The sequence below is a fragment of the Lacrimispora indolis DSM 755 genome, from assembly GCF_000526995.1.
Taxonomy (GTDB): Bacteria; Bacillota; Clostridia; order Lachnospirales; family Lachnospiraceae; genus Lacrimispora; species Lacrimispora indolis.
This window is the reverse complement of sequence record NZ_AZUI01000001.1, coordinates 2,258,826-2,275,734: the sequence shown is the minus strand read 5'-3', so window position 1 is coordinate 2,275,734 and position 16,909 is coordinate 2,258,826. Positions and strand designations below refer to the sequence as shown.

The window sequence follows — 16,909 nt, the reverse complement described above, 5'->3', positions numbered from 1 at the left end:
TATTGTCTATATTAATTACGGTTCCGATTCATGACTTTTTAGATGTTCCAAACGCCCGAAAAGCGTTAGATTTCCCAATACCGGGGGTCTAACGCTGCTTTTTTATTTTAACAGTTCAATCTTAAGATGTAAAGGCAAACACCGCCTTTTTATTTTTTAAACTGTTGAAATGCAAAATGCTTCCAGTTATAATAATAATAATTTTTATTCTGGAAGGAAGGATAGCATGAAAAATTATAAAAACCCACAGTTTGTCCGGCTGAAATCATTCCTTATTTCGATCTTGCTTCTCTTAGCCATGGAAGCAGTTTGTGGAAGGAATCTCTTCAGGCGGCATGAAGGGCTGATAATGGAAAGGAGATTTTTATGGAACAATGTTCAAACACTTACCGCATGATCGTTTTAAGCTCTCTGGAAAAGGTATTTCCCCACCAGGAACCTGTATTCTCACCTGAATGCTGCCGTTTTAACGGCCTTTACGGGGAAATTCTCACCTACCAGGCCGCCTGCTGTCTTAAAGGCCTGAGAAAAGAAAAATTAAAGGTGAGAGTTTTCTCTGCCTTAAAGGACAGCATCCGGATCCGGCAGGTACTTCACGTGCCCTCCTCTTACCCTGCCCATGAAAAACGTGACAGCAATTATTTAAGCCATACCCCTGGTCTTTACCCGGACCTTCTACGGAATCTGGAGAACAACAGCCTGGTTCTGGTGCCGGGCCGCTGGCAGAGCCTGTGGATCGATGTCACCATACCAGGTATCATTCCGGGAGGCCTCTACCCGGTGACCGTCTCCCTGACTGACAGCCAGGACAGGGAAGTGGTTTCTGTGACCGTGGGCATTGAAGTGATTCCAATCCCCCTTCCGGCACAGGAACTCTACCATACGGAATGGTTTCATGGGGATTGTCTGGCGGATTATTACAAGGTTCCCGTGTTTTCCGAGGAGCATTGGAATATTCTGGGCCGTTTTATTTCCCTTTATGGAAAAAGGGGAATGAACATGATTCTCACTCCCATCTTTACGCCGCCCCTGGACACTGCAGCAGGAGGAGAGCGCACCACCATACAGCTGGTCTCCATCCGCCAGGAGAAAAACCGCTTCTTTTTTGATTTCTCCCACCTGGAACGATGGGTGAATATATGCAAAGATGCTGGGATCGTCTATTTTGAAATGGCCCACTTATTCACCCAATGGGGTGCTCACCATGCTCCAAAGATCATGGCTGAAAGAGACGGGAAGGAGATCCGGCTCTTTGGCTGGGATACCCCTTCCACCGGCGCCTATACCGTTTTCTTAGACCAGTTCCTTCCGGCCTTAAAGAAGGAACTGAAACGGCTTGGGATCTTTGAAAACACCTTTTTCCATATTTCCGATGAACCGGAAAAGGCTCATCTGGAATCCTATGCCCTTGCCAAGGAATCTGTGATGCCCCATTTAAAGGACTGTAAGCTCATAGATGCCCTGTCCGACTATTCCTTTTATGAGATGGGAATTGTGGAGCGTCCGGTCTGTTCTACCGACCATATAGAACCGTTTCTGGATCATAAGGTTCCCCATTTATGGAGTTATTACTGCACGTCCCAGTGCGTGGATGTTTCCAACCGTTTTATGGCCATGCCATCGGCCAGAAACCGGGTTTACGGCCTTCAGGTATATAAATATGGAATCGAGGGAATCCTTCACTGGGGATTCAACTTTTATAATTCCCAGCATTCCCTGCGCCACATAAACCCTTATGAAGTGACGGACTGTGACGAAAGCTTCCCATCCGGCGATGCCTTCCTGGTCTATCCCGGCCCTGACGGCGCTCCCGAAGAATCCATACGCCTTATGGTCCTCCATGAGGCAAAACAGGATCACAGGGCATTAAAACTCCTGGAATCCTATATCGGAAAAGAGGCTGTCATTGAACTTTTGGAAGAGGATTTATCTGAGCCCATCACCTTTTCTTCCTATCCAAAATCAAGCGCCAGCTTAATAGGAATTAGAAATAAGATCAACCGGATGATAAAAACGTACATATAAAAAAGTTCATCCGAACCATGGATATTACTTGTCATTTCCATATCCATTATGATAGAATAAAGCTGTTGCGCTTATATAAGTTCATAATCGGTTGAGCGTTTCTACCAACTACCATAATAGTTGACTATAAGGGTTAGAAGGAAAAAGGAGTGATGTTCATGAAGGATGTTTCAAAAAATTACGATGTAATCATCATCGGTGCAGGCCCCTCCGGCATTTTCTGCGCCTATGAGCTGATCGAGAAAAAGCCGGACCTTAAGATTCTTATGATCGAAAAGGGCCGCCGGATTGAAAACCGGACCTGTCCCAAGAGAACCACAAAAACATGTGTAGGCTGCAAGCCATGCTCCATTACCACAGGCTTTGCAGGAGCCGGAGCATTTTCCGACGGAAAATTATCCTTATCTCCCGATGTTGGCGGAAACCTTCCTGAAATACTTGGATATGATACGACCGTAGAGCTGTTGAAGGAATCAGACAACATTTACTTGAAATTCGGTGCAGACACCAATGTTTACGGCATTGACAAACAAAAGGAGATCCAGGAAATCCGCCGCAAGGCCATCGGAGCCAACTTAAAGCTGATCGAATGCCCTATCCGCCATTTAGGAACGGAAGAAGGCTATAAAATCTATACCCGCCTTCAGGAGCACTTATTGGAGCAGGGAGTTGAAATGGCGTTCAACACGATGGTAAAGGATATCATCATCGAAGACAATAAAGCAATAGGCGTCATTACTGACAAGGAAGAGGTCTGTCAAGCGCCGGAAATCGTGTCTGCCATCGGCCGGGAAGGCTCCGACTGGTTCAGCCACATCTGTGAAAACCACGGAATCGAGACAAAGGTGGGAACTGTGGACATCGGTGTCCGGGTAGAGGTCCGGGATGAGGTCATGGAATTTTTAAATAAAAACCTCTATGAGGCCAAGCTTGTTTATCATACCCCGACCTTTGACGACAAGGTCCGTACCTTCTGTACCAATCCTTCCGGCGAGGTAGCCACAGAATACTATGAAAACGGTCTGGCAGTTGTCAACGGCCATGCCTATAAATCCCAGGAATACAAGACAAACAACACCAACTTTGCCATCCTGGTATCCAAAAACTTTACAAAACCCTTTAAGACCCCTATTGAATACGGCAAACAGATCGCCCAGCTGAGCAACATGCTCTGTGACGGCAAGATCCTGGTGCAGACCTTCGGCGATTTCCAGAGAGGCCGGCGCACCACGGAAGAGCGCTTATGCCGCAACAACTTAATCCCAACCTTAAAGGATGCGGTCCCAGGCGATTTATCCCTTGTATTCCCTCACCGCATTATGGTTGACATAAAAGAAATGCTTCTTGCCCTGGATAAGGTGACTCCCGGCATTGCCAGCGATGAAACTCTGTTATACGGCGTAGAGGTAAAATTCTACTCCAACAAGGTAGTGGTCAATGCTGACTTTGAAACCAGCGTGGAAGGCTTACGCGCCATAGGCGACGGCGCCTCCGTAACAAGAGGGCTTCAGCAGGCATCTGCCAACGGCTTAAGTGTTGCCAGGAGCATTCTGGCTGCCATGAGCTAAACGGAAGGAAATAATATTCACACATATGTGTTAAGACAGACAGGGAGCACCCATGGGTGTTCCCTGTCTGTTTTCTTTTTCTGAATTATGAAAGGAGCTTGTAAAGTCCGGGAATTATACCAGCCTCAGCTTCTCCATGGCATAAGCCACCCCGTCATCTTCCACGTTTTTTGTATAAAAGGTTGCATAAGGCTCCAGCTCCACGCTGTGATGCCCCATAAGGATACAGTTCTTGGCGTATTCAAACATAGATAAGTCATTGGTGCTGTCACCGAATACGTAAGTATCTTCCAGGGCGATCCCATAGTGCTTTAATACCAGTTCAATGGCCGTTGCCTTGGAATATCCCGAAGGAACGCACTCATAAAACCCGTCACCCCGGTCAATGATCTCAAAGTCCAGCCCCAAAGCCCGGGAAAAGCCTTTTAAATCACTTTTTTCATCTGCAAAGACACAGAATTTATCAAAGTTATAGCAGTCCTCGTCCCAGCCATAAGAAGATAAATTCCCTTCCTGTTCCACGATTTCCTTTAATCTCTCCACCTGGGGAAATCGGGAGGTTTCCTTTCTGAAATAACAGCTTTCCGTTCCCTCTAACACTCCGTCCAGATCATGGTCCCGTATGATGCGTTTGATCTCCAGCCCTTGCTCGTGGGGGATTGCAGAGGAGAAAAGGACCTGGTCTCCCACAACGATACGGGTGCCGCACCCGCAGCAGTAGCCGTCCACTTTAACGAGCTGCTCAATTGGTCCGATGAGGCAGTGGGTCCGCCCGGAGTTTATGAATACCAGATGGCCCTTTTTCCGCGCCTGCTCAACCGCCTGCTTCGCACTCTCCGGCACGTTCCGGTTTACCTCAGAAAAAAGCGTGCCGTCAATATCGAAAAACAGAGCCTTTCTTCCCTCACTCATCGGTCACCCCGAAAGCATATGGTTCCCGTGGTTTCATCCATGCTTTCCACGATCGCCAGGGATTCCACCAGGATTCCTTCCGCCCTTAAACGGTCCCCTCCGGGCTGGAAGCCCTTTTCGACCACAATTCCCGCGCCAACCAGCTTTGCGCCGGAAGCCTTTACAATGGCAGCCAGACCTTCCAGGGCTTTTCCGTTAGCCAGAAAATCATCGATCAGCAATACCTTGTCCCCTGCTCCCAGAAATTCCTTGGACACCATGATGTCATAGGTCCTTCCGTGAGTAAAGGATTCCACAGGGGTGGTATATACATCCCCTGCTATGTTCTTTGTCTTGGATTTCTTTGCAAATACTACCGGTACATCAAAATACTGGGCCACGATACAGGCAATGCCGATGCCGGAAGCCTCAATTGTCAGAATCTTATTGACTTCATAATCGGAAAAGCGTCTCTTAAACTCTTTCCCAATCTCCACGAACAGCTTGATATCCATCTGGTGATTTAAAAAACTGTCCACTTTCAGCACATCACCGGATTTAATCTTTCCATCTTTCCGTATTCTGTCCTTTAAAAGCTGCATAAAGGTTCCTCCTCTTTATAGAATCCGCAGTGCAGCCGTTGAAGCTGTACGGCTTCAACGGCTCACGGGCATTCGCCCTATGAAACAAAGCATGAAAAAATTTTCTTATGTGCGGGCACAACGAAAATTTTCTCCTGCTTTGTTTCGCACTGCTCGTTGCTTTCGTGAATTTTATTTAATAACTGCATTTTCTGTAAGGAAATCCATTACCTTGTTATTCATAATATAATCATCTACGTCAAACTGGCCTGCTGTCTCGATCATCGCTTCAACGCTTTCATAGCCCATCTGATCTGCAACTTCCTTGCGGTCTTCATCGGTGATCACGATCCCCTCTTTTTCCGCAATGGCGGTTACTACCAGTCTCTGTTCTACGGTGGCCTCTGCCTGGGTCATAATGATGTTCTTAAAGTCCTCTTCTCCCATTCCGGAAAATGCTCCCACAAAGGTCTTAAAGTCCATGCCGTAAGCAGCTGCCTGGTTTGTATATCTGGCAATCATGTTGTTGAAATTGGCATCAATGGCTTCCTGCTTTGGCTCTACCTTGGAAGCATTTAAGATGGCAGTATAAATGTCACTTTTCACCTTCTGCTCTGCCTGGTCGTTCTTATCTTTTAAAAGAGTCTGCATCTTGTCATCCTTATATTCATCTACCGTCTTAAAGGACGTATTTTCCTGAACAAAGGCATCGTTTAATTCCGGAACCTGCTTCTCCTTAACGGAATTGACAGTCACATCAAATACTACGGCCTTTCCTGCCAAGTCCGCATTCTGGTAAGCTTCAGGGAAGGTAAGGTTTAAGGACACCTTGTCCCCCTTTTTCGCACCTACAAGACCTTCCTCAAAGCCTTCAATAAACTGGCCGGAACCAATGTTTAAATCATAGCCCTGAGCAGTGCCGCCGTCAAATGCAACACCATCCTTGGTACCTACATAGTCAATATTGACCACGTCACCATTCTGAATGGCCCGGTCCACCTCTGCATCCTTTGCCTGGGCGGATAAATCGCTCTGAACCGCCTGGTCCACCTCGTCATCAGTCACTTCAACCGGATCCTTGGTCACTTCAATCCCCTTGTATTCTCCCAGGGTAACAGTACCGTTATCCATTCCCGTCAGATCTTCAACAGCCAGGGTTTCCTGTGCCGCTGATTCCGTTGCTTCCGTCTCTGTTTCTGCCGGCTTTGCCGCAGGCTTTTTCCCGCATCCGGAAATAAGGGCGGCGGCAACCAGACCGCACATACAAACTTTAAAAATCTTCTTCATAATACAATCCTTTTTCTTTCTATTTTTAATAGTTAATAAAAAAACCGCTTCCAGTCAGTTATACCATATCAGACAAGGTAAAAAAAGCTTTTTCCCGAAATTAACAAAAATTTCAAAATTCCGTTATTATTTATAAAATGCCCGGAAAGCCTTGTATGTATTGTATACATCAAGCTTGGCAGAAAGCTCGAAGGGAGAATGCATGGAAAGAATGGGAACTCCTAAATCCACCACATCCACATTCATATGTGCAACATATTTGGCAATGGTGCCGCCGCCGCCCTGATCCACAGCCCCCAGCTCTCCGATCTGCCAGTAAACGCCTTCCTGCTCCATCATTGCGATGATCTTTGCCATCAGCTCGGCGCTGGCATCGTTGGAGCCGGCTTTTCCACGGACGCCGGTGTACTTGGTCAGAACGCAGCCCTTGTTTAAGAAACAGGAATTGCGCTCCTCGTATACCTGGGCAAAGGTGGGATCATAGGCCGCATTGACATCTGAGGACAAACAGATGGAATTTCTAAGCACCTTTCTCACATCAACATGGGCCATGGCAGCCAGATCTTCAATATAGTGAAGCACAAAGTCGGAATTTAAGCCGGTATTTCCGTCGGAACCGATCTCCTCTTTATCTGCAAGAACGGTGAGAGTCGTAAATTCAGGCATGTTGGCATCGATCTCCGCCATCAGGGCCGTATAGGCACATACCCTGTCATCCTGTCCGTAAGCGCCGATCATACTGCGGTCCAGCCCTACGTCACTGGCCTTCTGGGCAGGCACCATTTCGATTTCCGCCCGCAAAAAGTCCGCTTCCGTGATCCCGTAGCGGTCATTGAGGAGCTTTAAGGCCAGAAGCTTCACAGGGTCCTTAAGCTCTGCTTCGTCAATAAATGGAATGGAACCAATGAGTACATTCAGCTCCTCTCCTTTTAACCCATCCCTTAATTTTCTTTCACTCTGTTCTCCTGACAAATGGGGAAGTAAATCCGTCACACAGAACACGGGATCGCCTTCCTTTTCCCCGATGTTTACTTCCACGATCTCACCGTTTTTCTTTACCACAACTCCGTGCATTGCCAGAGGAACGGTTCCCCACTGGTATTTCCGGATGCCGCCGTAATAATGGGTCTTAAAATAGGCCAGGTCATTCTTTTCATAAACAGGGTTGGGCTTTAAGTCAAGCCTTGGAGAATCGATGTGAGCACCGTTGATGCGAAGCCCCTGCTCCATTCCCGCTTTGCCGAAGGTGGTTGCGATGATGGACTTGCCCCGGTTCACAAAGTAAACCTTATCTCCTGCCTTATATGTCTTTCCTCCGTCAAAGGGACGGTATCCCTGCATCTCAAGCATTGCCACAGCCTCTCTGACACATTCCCGTTCGGTTTTTCCGTTATCCAGGAAACGCTTATAACCCTCGCAGAACATCTCCGCTTCCTCACGCTGGCTTGGCACTTCCTTTGCAATATGGGGAAATTTAAATGTCAGCTCCTCCTGTAATTGTTGTCCTTTTGTCTTTTCCATTGTTATGATTCCTCCATCGTTTTTTTATGATAATTGATTAACAGATTTCTTCGCTGTCAAGAACAAGCGTAAACGGTCCGTCATTTAATAGCTCTACCTTCATATCTGCTCCAAAGCTTCCATGCTCCACCCGGTTTCCCTGGGAATTTAACCGATCCACCACGTATTCATAAAGGCTGTTTGCAAGCTGGGGACTTCCCGCCTTCGCAAAGCTTGGGCGGTTGCCTTTCTTACAGTCCGCGTAAAGGGTGAACTGGCTGACCACCAGAATCTCCCCTCCCACATCCTTTAGGGAAAGGTTGGTCTTTCCATTTTCATCGGGAAAGATCCTCAGCTTGCATACTTTATCAACCATTTTTTCGGCAATGGCTTCCGTATCTGTATCAGACACTCCCAAAAGGAGCAGAAAACCGTTTTTTATGGCGCCGATCTGCTTCCCATCCACTGTGACCTTTGCATGTGCAACACGCTGTAAAACAATCTTCATATCCATTCTCCTGTCTATTTTAATACCAGTCTTAAGTATTCCAAAAGGCTTTCGGTAGCCGCCTGCCGGTATACGATCTCTCTGGCGAGCACCGGGTAATCCGTTATGATATTATCCACCCCAAGCATTTTCATCCGTTCCATCTCGCTTTTGCTGTTCACAGTCCATGCATGAACCGCTTTTCCCCTTTCATGGGCAGCTTCTACCAGTCTTTCGCTTACAAAGCTGGAACGGAGGCTGATGAAGTCGATCATATCGCTGGAATAATAATCCCCGTATGCGGCTGAAATAATATATCCGGTGCGGATCTCAGGGTCCAGCTCCTTGATCCTGGATAAATAGGAAAACCGGACAGAGGTCACCACGCACTGTTCCCTCATCTGGTGTTTTTGAATCAATTCCACTACCTTATCCGGCAGCATGCTGCCGATTCCCAAGTCCTTGATTTCAATATTTATGCTGACCCGCCCTTTGCAGTATTCCATGACCTCCTCTAAAGACGGGATCTTCTCTCCCTCGTAATCAGGGGAAAACCACTTTCCCACATCCAGCTGCTGCAATTCTTCAAAGGTGTAAAAGCTTATGGGGCGGTTTATCCCTGATACCCTTTTTAAACTGGCATCATGCCCCAGGACCACCACGCCATCCTTTGTCTCCTGGACATCGATCTCCACAAAATCAGCCAGATCGTCAACAGCTTTTGTCATGGCTGCCATGGTGTTTTCAGGGGCCTCCCTGGAGCTGCCCCGGTGGGCGGTGATCTGAATCATGCTGAGCATGTCGGCCGTGATCGCGGAACCGTTGCGCACCACTCCGAAAAGAGAAGACAGGCTGAATACCGCAGCTGCTCCTATGAACAGGGCCGCCAGCCTCCTGTCTCCATACTTACTCCCATGATAATCCATGATTCTGCGTTTTTTTACAAGTCTGCTGGTGAAGCTGAAATACTGGACGCTTAAAGCCCCGTAGTTTCCCATGGTCAGCAACATGCTGGTCAAAAAAATCAACACCAGCTCGATCCGGTCACATGCCGCCGGAAGGATTGCAAGGGCCAGGCTGTTGTCGGTAAACAGGGTCACTCCCACGGCAGCGATCAGCACACAGAATGCATAGACCAGCCAAAGTCCCGCCACTGCTGCCGCATAATAGAAGGCCAGAAGAACTGCTACCTTTAAAAACCGGCGCCTTAAAAGCCACAGGCTTTTAAAATACCCATCCCGGAAATTTTTCTGTTCCACCATGCAGGCGTGGAAGGTATAGACTCCCGGAATGACCACTGCAAGAAGAAACAGCAGAAGGAGCACCAAAGATACCCTTCCCACAGGCTTTTTCAAGATCTCTGATATGACAAAATTAAGCGGTTTTACATGGGTCAGCATCTGGTATATGAGATATAAGTTCACAAGCCCGTAATCAGCCAGAACCAGAAGCCCCAGCCGCCAGTTCTTTCTGCGGATCTCAAGGGCCAGCTTAAAAAAGCCCCCCGTCAGAATTTGCCACGGCTTCAGCTTTCTGGAGTAGAATGCCCCTTCAAATAAGGTCAGAAGGCAGCCGGTCTCCAGCGTAAGGATCAGGATCCCCACAGCCGCCATCACTACGATCAAAAGAATCGTCCAGGGCTTTACCAGGAAATAACCGATGTTGGCGGCAGTTAAATAGCTGTATCCGGCCATTCTCAACGTAAATAAAAGGCCTTTGTTTAAGAGCAGTAAGTACAGGGTCGTGGTGACCAGACGAAACAGCAGCTCAAAAACAAACGCATTCTTTTGATTGAACTTTATGATCTTCCAAGTGTCTTTTGTTAATGTGCTCATACGATAACCTTCTTTTTACAACGAGAACGAAGGAAGGCAGCCTCAGCGAGCGGAATCGTCGAGGCTGCCTTCTTTTAAGTCTAATCTTCCTCATCCATCCTGTCCTCTCCTGCTGTCTCCCTCTGCTGCGCCTCACTCAGTTCCAGAATTGCCTGGTTTAAGGAAAACATCCTTCCATCCAGCATATTCACCACATCTGCACAGGCCTTCAGTTCCTGCTGTAAATATGCCGGGGCATTGCCTTCAAACTTATAATATATCTTATGCTCCAGGCTTGCCCAGAAATCCATTGCAATCGTCCTGATCTGAATTTCTACTTTCGTGTCCACCGGCCCATCCGTCAGATAAATGGGAATGGTCACTACCATATGATAGCTTTTATAGCCATTTGGCTTTGGATACTTAATATAATCCTTTACATAAAGAACCGTAACATCGCTTTGCTTTGTTATCATCTCCGCAATCTGGTAGATATCCGATGTAAAAGAACAGATAATCCGTATCCCTGCAATATCATTTAACTTTTCCACCATATTGTCGATCGTCACGTCATAGCCGTACCGCTTCAGCTTTTTTACGATGCTGTCCGGGGTCTTAAGCCTTGACTTGATATGTTCAATGGGGTTGTAATTGTAGATATGCACAAACTCATTATTAAGTATCTCAATTTTCGTACTGATTTCCTTTAATGCCGAGTCATACAAAAACATCACAGATTTCCATTGATCGACCTGGTTAAATGATTTGGGAATATTCATTCCACATTCCCCCTCTCTCGCATCCGTACTCCTGACTAAGAAAAACACGCTTTGAGGGCTTTTCTTAGCTGCCGCGGCATTTTTCCAATGAATATGCAAGCATATTTGTTCGGCTTATAACCCGCGCAAGTCAGTGAGACAGGGGCAGCCCCATCGCCCGGCAGCCCCTGCTCCTCCAGAATAGTATATCATGAAAGCAATAAACCAAGTGCCGCTTCACCGGCATTTGGCGACTGCCACAAGATAATGAATGCTTGCATTCATTATACCATAGAAACATGATATTTTATATCCCTTTTCCCGACTTTCTAAAATTTCAGTCCCTTTAAGAGGGCTGACAGCCCTGTAAATGCGGAACCTTCCTCCTTGTAATCAAAGACCTCCTGGCTGGCTTCTTCCTCCTCCTGAACAGCCTTCATGCTTAAGCTTATCTTATTATCAGCAATGGACAGGATCTTGACCTTAACCGTCTGTCCCTCCTTTAACACGACACCTGGATGCTTGATCCTCTGGCTGCTGATCTGTGAAATATGAAGAAGTCCGGTAAGACCGTTTTCCAAGTTAATAAATGCACCGTAGTCCTTTAAGCTGTCCACCGTTCCTTCCATGATAGACCCAACCTGGCATTTTGCGATCTTTCTGCCGGTTTCTTCCTTCTGCTTCATAAGGGCAGGCTCTTTGCCTGAAAGCACCAGCTTCTTATTTTCCTCATCAGCGGTGATGACCGTGACATCAATTGTTTTTCCATTATATTCCTCTAAGTCCTCCACATATTCCCCTGCAAGCTTGGAAGCCGGGATAAATCCCCGTATCCCTTCCAGATAGGCGACCGCTCCGCCCTTTACGATCTCGGCGATTTTCACCTTGACAATGGTGCGGTCATTTAACATGGAACCAAGCTTTTCCCATGCCAGCTGGTCATTGGCTAACTTTTTGGAAAGAACAATATTCCCTTCCCCGTCATCTGCGCTTACGACCATAGCCGTGATCTCATCACCGGGGTGGATCTCCCTTAATAAGTCGAATTCCGGATCATTGCTTAAATTTTCCTTATCTATGATCCCTTCCGCATAATATTTTAAGTCCAGGGTAACCATGTCCTCATTTACACTGATAACGGTCCCGGTAAGAACATCTCCCTCTCTTACTTTTTTAAAGGACGCTTCCAGCTCTGCGGCGTAAGTCTCCATGGTTTCCACTACTTCTTCTTTTCCGTCCGCTGCCTTCATCTCTTCGCTCATTGAAATTTCCTCCGTTCATAAAATACTCAGTTCTGCATAAAATCTAACTATATATTTATCACATCCTGCCCGATATTTCTATAGTTTTCTCAGTAAAAATATGTTATATTTATGATATAATGAAATATTTTCCACTGAAGGAGCTTTCCTCCAGGTGCTGATACAGAAAGGACAAGAATTATGAACGACATTATGGACCTGCATACCCACACCGTAGCCAGCGGACATGCATACAACACTTTATATGAAATGGCCAAATCTGCCTCTGAAAAGGGCCTCGCCCTCATGGGCTCTACGGATCATGCACCAAAGATGCCAGGGACATGCCACGAGTTTTATTTTATAAATTTCAAAGTGATTCCACGTAATATCTGCGGGGTGAACATCCTCATGGGTGTTGAGCTTAATATTTTAGATTACACAGGCCGGGTGGATTTAAGAAAAGGCCTTCTGGAAAAAATGGACTACTCCATCGCAAGCCTCCATGAGCCATGCTATAAAAGCGGGACTTCCGCTGAGAATACAAGAGCTTACATCGGGGCCATTGAAAATCCCCTGATCCACATCATCGGTCACCCTGATGACAGCCGTTTTCCCGTGGATTATGATACCCTTGTTTCTGCCGCCGCAGAAAACCATACCCTTTTGGAGCTTAATTCCAGCTCCCTTCACCCATTAAGCGCAAGAATCAATGCTGCAGAAAATTACCGGATCATGCTGGAATTGTGCAAACGCTACCATGCTTCCGTCATCATTGACAGCGATGCCCACATAGAAGCTGATGTGGGAAACCACACAAGAGCCTGGGAGCTTATCAATGAAATGAATTTCCCGGAAGAGCTTATCGTAAACAGCTCCTTTGAAAAGCTCCTTCCCTATATTCCAAAGCTGGAGGCTTATTTATGATCAACTTCCTGAACCTGGAATATTTTCTGGCGGTTGCGGAGGAACTTAATATCACCCGCGCTGCCAAACGGCTGTACATCTCCCAGCAGTCCTTAAGCAGTCACATTTCCAATCTGGAAAAGGAGTTTGATGTCCAGCTTTTTAACCGCACCATGCCCCTTACCCTGACCTATGCAGGGCGGGCTTTAAAGGTCCGGGCCAAGCAGATGCTGGACTTAAAGGATGAGACCTACCGGGAGCTGGCCGATATCAAGGACTTTACCACCGGACAGCTTTCCATCGGCATTTCCCACACAAGGGGACGTTTTCTTCTCCCTGCCATTCTACCTGCTTACAAGGAAAAGTTTCCAAACATAGAGATCCATCTGGTAGAGGGGAATTCTTCCGAGTTAAGCACTGCCCTGATCCACGGGAACATCGATTTAATGATCGACCTCCTTCCTTTTAAAGCGGAACATGTGGAAACCGTCCCCATTTGTGAGGAAGAGATCCTTCTCGTGGTTCCTGATCAGATCCTGGACCGGTATTTCCCGGGAAAACAGGAAGAGATGATCAAGGTGCTGGAGGAAAATGCGGACGTGCAGCTTTTAAAGGACTGTCCCTACCTTCTCATCAATAAAGGCAACAGGGTGCGGACCATTGCCGATGAAATTTTTGAGGAAGCACAGCTCACCCCTTCTATCCTCCTGGAGACAGAGAATATTGAAACGGTCCTCGCCCTTGCAGCCAAAGGTATGGGGATCACCTTTTATCCCAAAATGTTCATGTCCGGAAGCGGAAACACCGGCAATGACATTATGAAAAAGGCCGGTCTTCATTACTTCTCCTTAAATTACAGGCGCAGCCACGGCGTTCTGGCATTCGGCAGCCACAAGGGCAGATATCTATCCCGGGCTACGGAAGAATTCATACGGATCGCACGGGAGAACATATAGGTAAATATTAACTATGGATTGACAAAAGGGCTGAAATCCTATATTATTAAATAGTAACAATTACTAATATAATTATTATTTATAGAAAAGGAGCGGCCATGAAAACATTAAAGTATAGCCGTCAACGGGAATCCATTAAGGCCTGTCTAATGACAAGGCACGACCATCCCACCGCCGATGCCCTATACACATTGATCCGTGAAGAATATCCCAACATCAGCCTTGGAACTGTCTACCGCAACTTAAACCTTTTGGTTGAGCTGGGTGAGATCAAAAAGCTGACATGCGGAGATGGTGCAGATCGTTTTGATGCGGACACCTCACCCCACTATCATTTTGTATGTAAAAAGTGCGGGAAGGTCTATGATCTGCCCATGGAGCATTTGGGAGACATCAACCAGATGGCTCAGGAGCATGTGGACGGCACAGTAGACAGTCACACGATTTATTTCTACGGCACCTGCAAGGACTGTTCTGAAAATAATTATCGATAAGGCTTGACATCAGGATAAAGATGTGCTAAATTAATATCAGTAATCATTACTGTTATTGATTGCCATAAACATACTAAAAAATCATTAAAAATAAAAAGGAGACATGAGATCATGAAGAAATGGGTTTGTACTGTATGCGGTTACGTTCACGAAGGGGAGACAGCTCCGGAGTTCTGTCCAGTCTGTAAGGCTGGTTCCGAAAAGTTCAAGTTACAGGATGAAAGCATGTCCTGGGCTTGCGAGCATGAAATCGGCGTTGCACAGGGTTCTCCGGAAGACATTATGATGGATTTAAGGGCGAACTTCGAAGGCGAATGCACCGAAGTAGGCATGTATCTTGCAATGTCAAGAGCTGCTCACAGAGAAGGCTATCCTGAAATCGGCTTATATTATGAAAAGGCTGCTTTCGAGGAGGCTGAACACGCTTCTAAATTTGCAGAGTTATTAGGCGAATGCGTAACCTCCAGCACAAAGAAGAACCTGGAATTAAGGGTTGCTGCTGAGAACGGCGCAACTGCCGGTAAATTCGACCTTGCAAAACGTGCAAAAGCATTGAATTTAGATGCAATTCATGATACCGTACACGAGATGGCAAAGGATGAAGCCCGTCACGGCAAGGCATTTAAGGGCTTATTAGAAAGATACTTTGGTTAATATCCTTTCTTAAAGGATTTGGCACCTTTCGGGAGCGGCAGAACGGGTCTCCGCTCCCCTGTTTGCAAAGTAAAATCATTCACAATTCAAATCAGGAGGGTTTATACGATGTCCAAATATGCGGGAACAAAAACAGAACAGAACTTAAAAGACGCTTTTGCAGGCGAGTCCATGGCAAGAAACAAATATACATATTATGCCTCAGCCGCAAAAAAAGCCGGCTACGAGCAAATGGCTTCCCTATACTTAGAAACTGCCGACCAGGAAAAAGAGCATGCTAAGATGTGGTTTAAGGAATTACATGGAATTGGTTCCATGGAAGAAAACTTAGCGGATGCCGCTGCCGGTGAAAATTACGAGTGGACCGATATGTATAAGAGAATGGCTGAAGACGCCAGAGCAGAAGGCTTTCAGGAACTGGCTCTTAAATTTGAATTCGTTGGAAAAGTAGAAGCTGCTCATGAAAAACGTTACTTAAAGCTCCTTGACAGCTTAAAGAACGATAAGACCTTTAAGGGCGATGCCCCTCTTGGCTGGAAGTGCCGTAACTGCGGTTATATCCACGAAGGACCGGAGGCTCCGGAAGTCTGTCCGACCTGCGCTCATCCAAAGGCTTATTTTGAAAGAAAAGTAGAAAATTATTAATACAGATTTTTTAGTCTGTTGGGAAAATCAGGACAAAACCTTATGGTTTTGCCCTGATTTTCATTTATTAGACTGATCATTTTAAAAATAAGATAATATGAGCTCAAAGGCGATCTTATGGCCCTCCTTTAAGCTGGCTGTCTCAATCCATTCCTGCCTGGTATGGGCCAGTACTCCCCTCACGGCTCCAAAGCAAATGCTTGGGATGCCCATGGATAACGGTATGTTGTTGTCTGTGGAACCGGGGCCTTCTTTGGGCTTCCTGCCGGTGTGCTTATAAATGACTTCAGACACATGTTCAGCCAGTTCCTGTAAAATACCTTGGTTTTTTTCGGGGCTCATGCTATACTTTTAAGGTAGAAAATGAACGACCGGTTAGAGGAAAAAGATATGATTAAAATCGCTATTGTGGAAGATGAGACGGAATATGTGGAAACGCTGAAAAGCTACCTTACCCGGTTTGAAGCAGACTATTCCGTCAGCTTTCAGATTCAGGCTTTTACCGATGGCCTTGATATTGTATCGGATTATACCGCCAGCTACGATATCATACTATTGGACATTCAGATGAAATATTTAGACGGCATGAAAACGGCGCAAAAGATCAGGGAGCTGGATGAGGATGTGATCTTCATCTTTATCACCTCCTCCGCCCAGTTCGCTGTAGAGGGATACACGGTAGATGCCCTTGGCTATATATTAAAGCCGGTCCCTTATCTTTCCTTTTCCCAGATATTAAACAAAGCCGTCCGCAGGATACTGAAAAGACAGGCAATACATTATATAAATATCGACACGGATGGAGGCATTATGCGTCTCGGCATTGACTCCGTTTATTACATTGAAAGCCAGCTTCACCATGTCCTCATCCACACGGATAAAGGGAACTTTGTGGCTTCCGGGCCTATGAAACGGATGGAAGAGGCTTTAAAGACCTTTGGCTTTGCCAAGTGCCACAATGCTTATCTGGTCAATTTAAAACATGTGACCGGCTGCCTGCCGGGTGATGTACTGCTCCTCTCCGGTGAGCAGATTCCTATAAGCAGGGGCCGGAAAAAGTCATTTATGGAATGCCTGGCTGATTATATGGGAGGATAAATCC

At 46.4% G+C, this 16,909-nt stretch carries 18 protein-coding genes and 1 riboswitch; of the genes, 9 read left to right on the top strand and 9 right to left on the bottom strand.

Going from position 1 to position 16,909, the window contains the following annotated elements; genetic code table 11:
* Positions 1 to 226 precede the first annotated feature (226 nt).
* The 3 genes from K401_RS33190 to K401_RS0110960 all read left to right on the top strand — a co-directional run bounded on the left by K401_RS33190 (position 227) and on the right by K401_RS0110960 (position 3,593).
* The gene (locus K401_RS33190) at positions 227 to 397 is read left to right on the top strand and encodes a hypothetical protein (RefSeq protein ID WP_166435268.1); all 171 of its coding nucleotides are present in this window, start codon (positions 227 to 229) and stop codon (positions 395 to 397) included.
* Complete coding sequence (locus tag K401_RS0110965; RefSeq protein ID WP_024292988.1) at positions 367 to 2,025, top strand: DUF4091 domain-containing protein; 1,659 nt, start codon at positions 367 to 369, stop codon at positions 2,023 to 2,025. The genes K401_RS33190 and K401_RS0110965 overlap by 31 nt, the downstream gene beginning before the upstream one ends.
* A 51-nt stretch (positions 2,026 to 2,076) precedes the next feature.
* A riboswitch (purine riboswitch) is annotated at positions 2,077 to 2,172 on the top strand.
* Between the two features lie 11 nt (positions 2,173 to 2,183).
* The gene (locus K401_RS0110960; RefSeq protein ID WP_024292987.1) at positions 2,184 to 3,593 is read left to right on the top strand and encodes an NAD(P)/FAD-dependent oxidoreductase; all 1,410 of its coding nucleotides are present in this window, start codon (positions 2,184 to 2,186) and stop codon (positions 3,591 to 3,593) included.
* A gap of 114 nt (positions 3,594 to 3,707) precedes the next feature.
* On the opposite strand, the gene K401_RS0110955 is transcribed toward K401_RS0110960, so the two are convergent.
* The 8 genes from K401_RS0110955 to K401_RS0110920 form a co-directional block, all read right to left on the bottom strand.
* The gene (locus K401_RS0110955) at positions 3,708 to 4,505 is read right to left on the bottom strand and encodes an HAD family hydrolase (protein ID WP_024292986.1); all 798 of its coding nucleotides are present in this window, start codon (positions 4,503 to 4,505) and stop codon (positions 3,708 to 3,710) included.
* Entirely contained in the window at positions 4,502 to 5,086 is a 585-nt protein-coding gene (locus K401_RS0110950; protein WP_024292985.1) for a xanthine phosphoribosyltransferase, read from the bottom strand. The genes K401_RS0110955 and K401_RS0110950 overlap by 4 nt, the downstream gene beginning before the upstream one ends.
* Before the next feature lie 171 nt (positions 5,087 to 5,257).
* Positions 5,258 to 6,352, bottom strand: a complete 1,095-nt coding sequence (tig, locus tag K401_RS0110945; protein ID WP_024292984.1) for a trigger factor — start codon at positions 6,350 to 6,352, stop codon at positions 5,258 to 5,260.
* 126 nt (positions 6,353 to 6,478) lie between these two features.
* On the bottom strand, positions 6,479 to 7,873 hold the full coding sequence (locus tag K401_RS0110940; protein WP_024292983.1) for an aminopeptidase: 1,395 nt from the start codon (positions 7,871 to 7,873) through the stop codon (positions 6,479 to 6,481).
* A gap of 37 nt (positions 7,874 to 7,910) precedes the next feature.
* Positions 7,911 to 8,360, bottom strand: a complete 450-nt coding sequence (gene dtd / locus K401_RS0110935; protein ID WP_024292982.1) for a D-aminoacyl-tRNA deacylase — start codon at positions 8,358 to 8,360, stop codon at positions 7,911 to 7,913.
* Between the two features lie 14 nt (positions 8,361 to 8,374).
* Positions 8,375 to 10,174, bottom strand: a complete 1,800-nt coding sequence (locus K401_RS0110930; protein ID WP_024292981.1) for a glycerophosphodiester phosphodiesterase — start codon at positions 10,172 to 10,174, stop codon at positions 8,375 to 8,377.
* Between the two features lie 80 nt (positions 10,175 to 10,254).
* Positions 10,255 to 10,932, bottom strand: a complete 678-nt coding sequence (locus tag K401_RS0110925; protein ID WP_024292980.1) for a GTP pyrophosphokinase — start codon at positions 10,930 to 10,932, stop codon at positions 10,255 to 10,257.
* Between the two features lie 308 nt (positions 10,933 to 11,240).
* Complete coding sequence (locus tag K401_RS0110920) at positions 11,241 to 12,173, bottom strand: S1 RNA-binding domain-containing protein (protein WP_034620250.1); 933 nt, start codon at positions 12,171 to 12,173, stop codon at positions 11,241 to 11,243.
* A 180-nt stretch (positions 12,174 to 12,353) separates the two neighbouring features.
* Between K401_RS0110920 and K401_RS0110915 the strand changes: the two genes are divergently transcribed.
* The 5 genes from K401_RS0110915 to rbr all read left to right on the top strand — a co-directional run bounded on the left by K401_RS0110915 (position 12,354) and on the right by rbr (position 15,807).
* Complete coding sequence (locus K401_RS0110915; RefSeq protein ID WP_024292978.1) at positions 12,354 to 13,079, top strand: phosphatase; 726 nt, start codon at positions 12,354 to 12,356, stop codon at positions 13,077 to 13,079.
* Positions 13,076 to 14,014, top strand: coding sequence for a LysR family transcriptional regulator (locus K401_RS0110910; protein WP_024292977.1), 939 nt, complete (start codon positions 13,076 to 13,078; stop codon positions 14,012 to 14,014). The genes K401_RS0110915 and K401_RS0110910 overlap by 4 nt, the downstream gene beginning before the upstream one ends.
* Before the next feature lie 98 nt (positions 14,015 to 14,112).
* On the top strand, positions 14,113 to 14,508 hold the full coding sequence (locus K401_RS0110905) for a Fur family transcriptional regulator (RefSeq protein ID WP_024292976.1): 396 nt from the start codon (positions 14,113 to 14,115) through the stop codon (positions 14,506 to 14,508).
* Between the two features lie 111 nt (positions 14,509 to 14,619).
* Positions 14,620 to 15,162 (top strand): NADH peroxidase, encoded by a 543-nt coding sequence (locus K401_RS0110900; protein ID WP_024292975.1) that lies wholly within the window; start codon positions 14,620 to 14,622, stop codon positions 15,160 to 15,162.
* Between the two features lie 108 nt (positions 15,163 to 15,270).
* On the top strand, positions 15,271 to 15,807 hold the full coding sequence (gene rbr, locus K401_RS0110895) for a rubrerythrin (RefSeq protein ID WP_024292974.1): 537 nt from the start codon (positions 15,271 to 15,273) through the stop codon (positions 15,805 to 15,807).
* Positions 15,808 to 15,888: 81 nt separating this feature from the next.
* Here the strand turns inward: rbr and K401_RS0110890 are convergent, their stop codons facing one another.
* Positions 15,889 to 16,101 (bottom strand): hypothetical protein, encoded by a 213-nt coding sequence (locus K401_RS0110890; protein WP_156945274.1) that lies wholly within the window; start codon positions 16,099 to 16,101, stop codon positions 15,889 to 15,891.
* Between the two features lie 96 nt (positions 16,102 to 16,197).
* On the opposite strand from K401_RS0110890, the gene K401_RS0110885 reads away from it, so the two are divergent.
* Entirely contained in the window at positions 16,198 to 16,905 is a 708-nt protein-coding gene (locus K401_RS0110885) for a LytR/AlgR family response regulator transcription factor (RefSeq protein ID WP_024292972.1), read from the top strand.
* Positions 16,906 to 16,909: the final 4 nt, after the last annotated feature.

Bases quoted from the DNA above. Each gene is read 5' to 3' on its own strand.
- rbr (WP_024292974.1), top strand. From the start codon at position 15,271: ATGTCCAAATATGCGGGAACAAAAACAGAACAGAACTTAAAAGACGCT.
- K401_RS0110910 (WP_024292977.1), top strand. From the start codon at position 13,076: ATGATCAACTTCCTGAACCTGGAATATTTTCTGGCGGTTGCGGAGGAA.
- K401_RS0110915 (WP_024292978.1), top strand. From the start codon at position 12,354: ATGAACGACATTATGGACCTGCATACCCACACCGTAGCCAGCGGACAT.
- K401_RS0110905 (WP_024292976.1), top strand. From the start codon at position 14,113: ATGAAAACATTAAAGTATAGCCGTCAACGGGAATCCATTAAGGCCTGT.
- K401_RS0110885 (WP_024292972.1), top strand. From the start codon at position 16,198: ATGATTAAAATCGCTATTGTGGAAGATGAGACGGAATATGTGGAAACG.
- K401_RS0110930 (WP_024292981.1), bottom strand. From the start codon at position 10,174: ATGAGCACATTAACAAAAGACACTTGGAAGATCATAAAGTTCAATCAA.
- K401_RS0110965 (WP_024292988.1), top strand. From the start codon at position 367: ATGGAACAATGTTCAAACACTTACCGCATGATCGTTTTAAGCTCTCTG.
- K401_RS0110950 (WP_024292985.1), bottom strand. From the start codon at position 5,086: ATGCAGCTTTTAAAGGACAGAATACGGAAAGATGGAAAGATTAAATCC.
- K401_RS0110900 (WP_024292975.1), top strand. From the start codon at position 14,620: ATGAAGAAATGGGTTTGTACTGTATGCGGTTACGTTCACGAAGGGGAG.
- K401_RS33190 (WP_166435268.1), top strand. From the start codon at position 227: ATGAAAAATTATAAAAACCCACAGTTTGTCCGGCTGAAATCATTCCTT.
- K401_RS0110960 (WP_024292987.1), top strand. From the start codon at position 2,184: ATGAAGGATGTTTCAAAAAATTACGATGTAATCATCATCGGTGCAGGC.
- K401_RS0110940 (WP_024292983.1), bottom strand. From the start codon at position 7,873: ATGGAAAAGACAAAAGGACAACAATTACAGGAGGAGCTGACATTTAAA.
- dtd (WP_024292982.1), bottom strand. From the start codon at position 8,360: ATGAAGATTGTTTTACAGCGTGTTGCACATGCAAAGGTCACAGTGGAT.
- K401_RS0110920 (WP_034620250.1), bottom strand. From the start codon at position 12,173: ATGAGCGAAGAGATGAAGGCAGCGGACGGAAAAGAAGAAGTAGTGGAA.
- K401_RS0110955 (WP_024292986.1), bottom strand. From the start codon at position 4,505: ATGAGTGAGGGAAGAAAGGCTCTGTTTTTCGATATTGACGGCACGCTT.
- K401_RS0110925 (WP_024292980.1), bottom strand. From the start codon at position 10,932: ATGAATATTCCCAAATCATTTAACCAGGTCGATCAATGGAAATCTGTG.
- tig (WP_024292984.1), bottom strand. From the start codon at position 6,352: ATGAAGAAGATTTTTAAAGTTTGTATGTGCGGTCTGGTTGCCGCCGCC.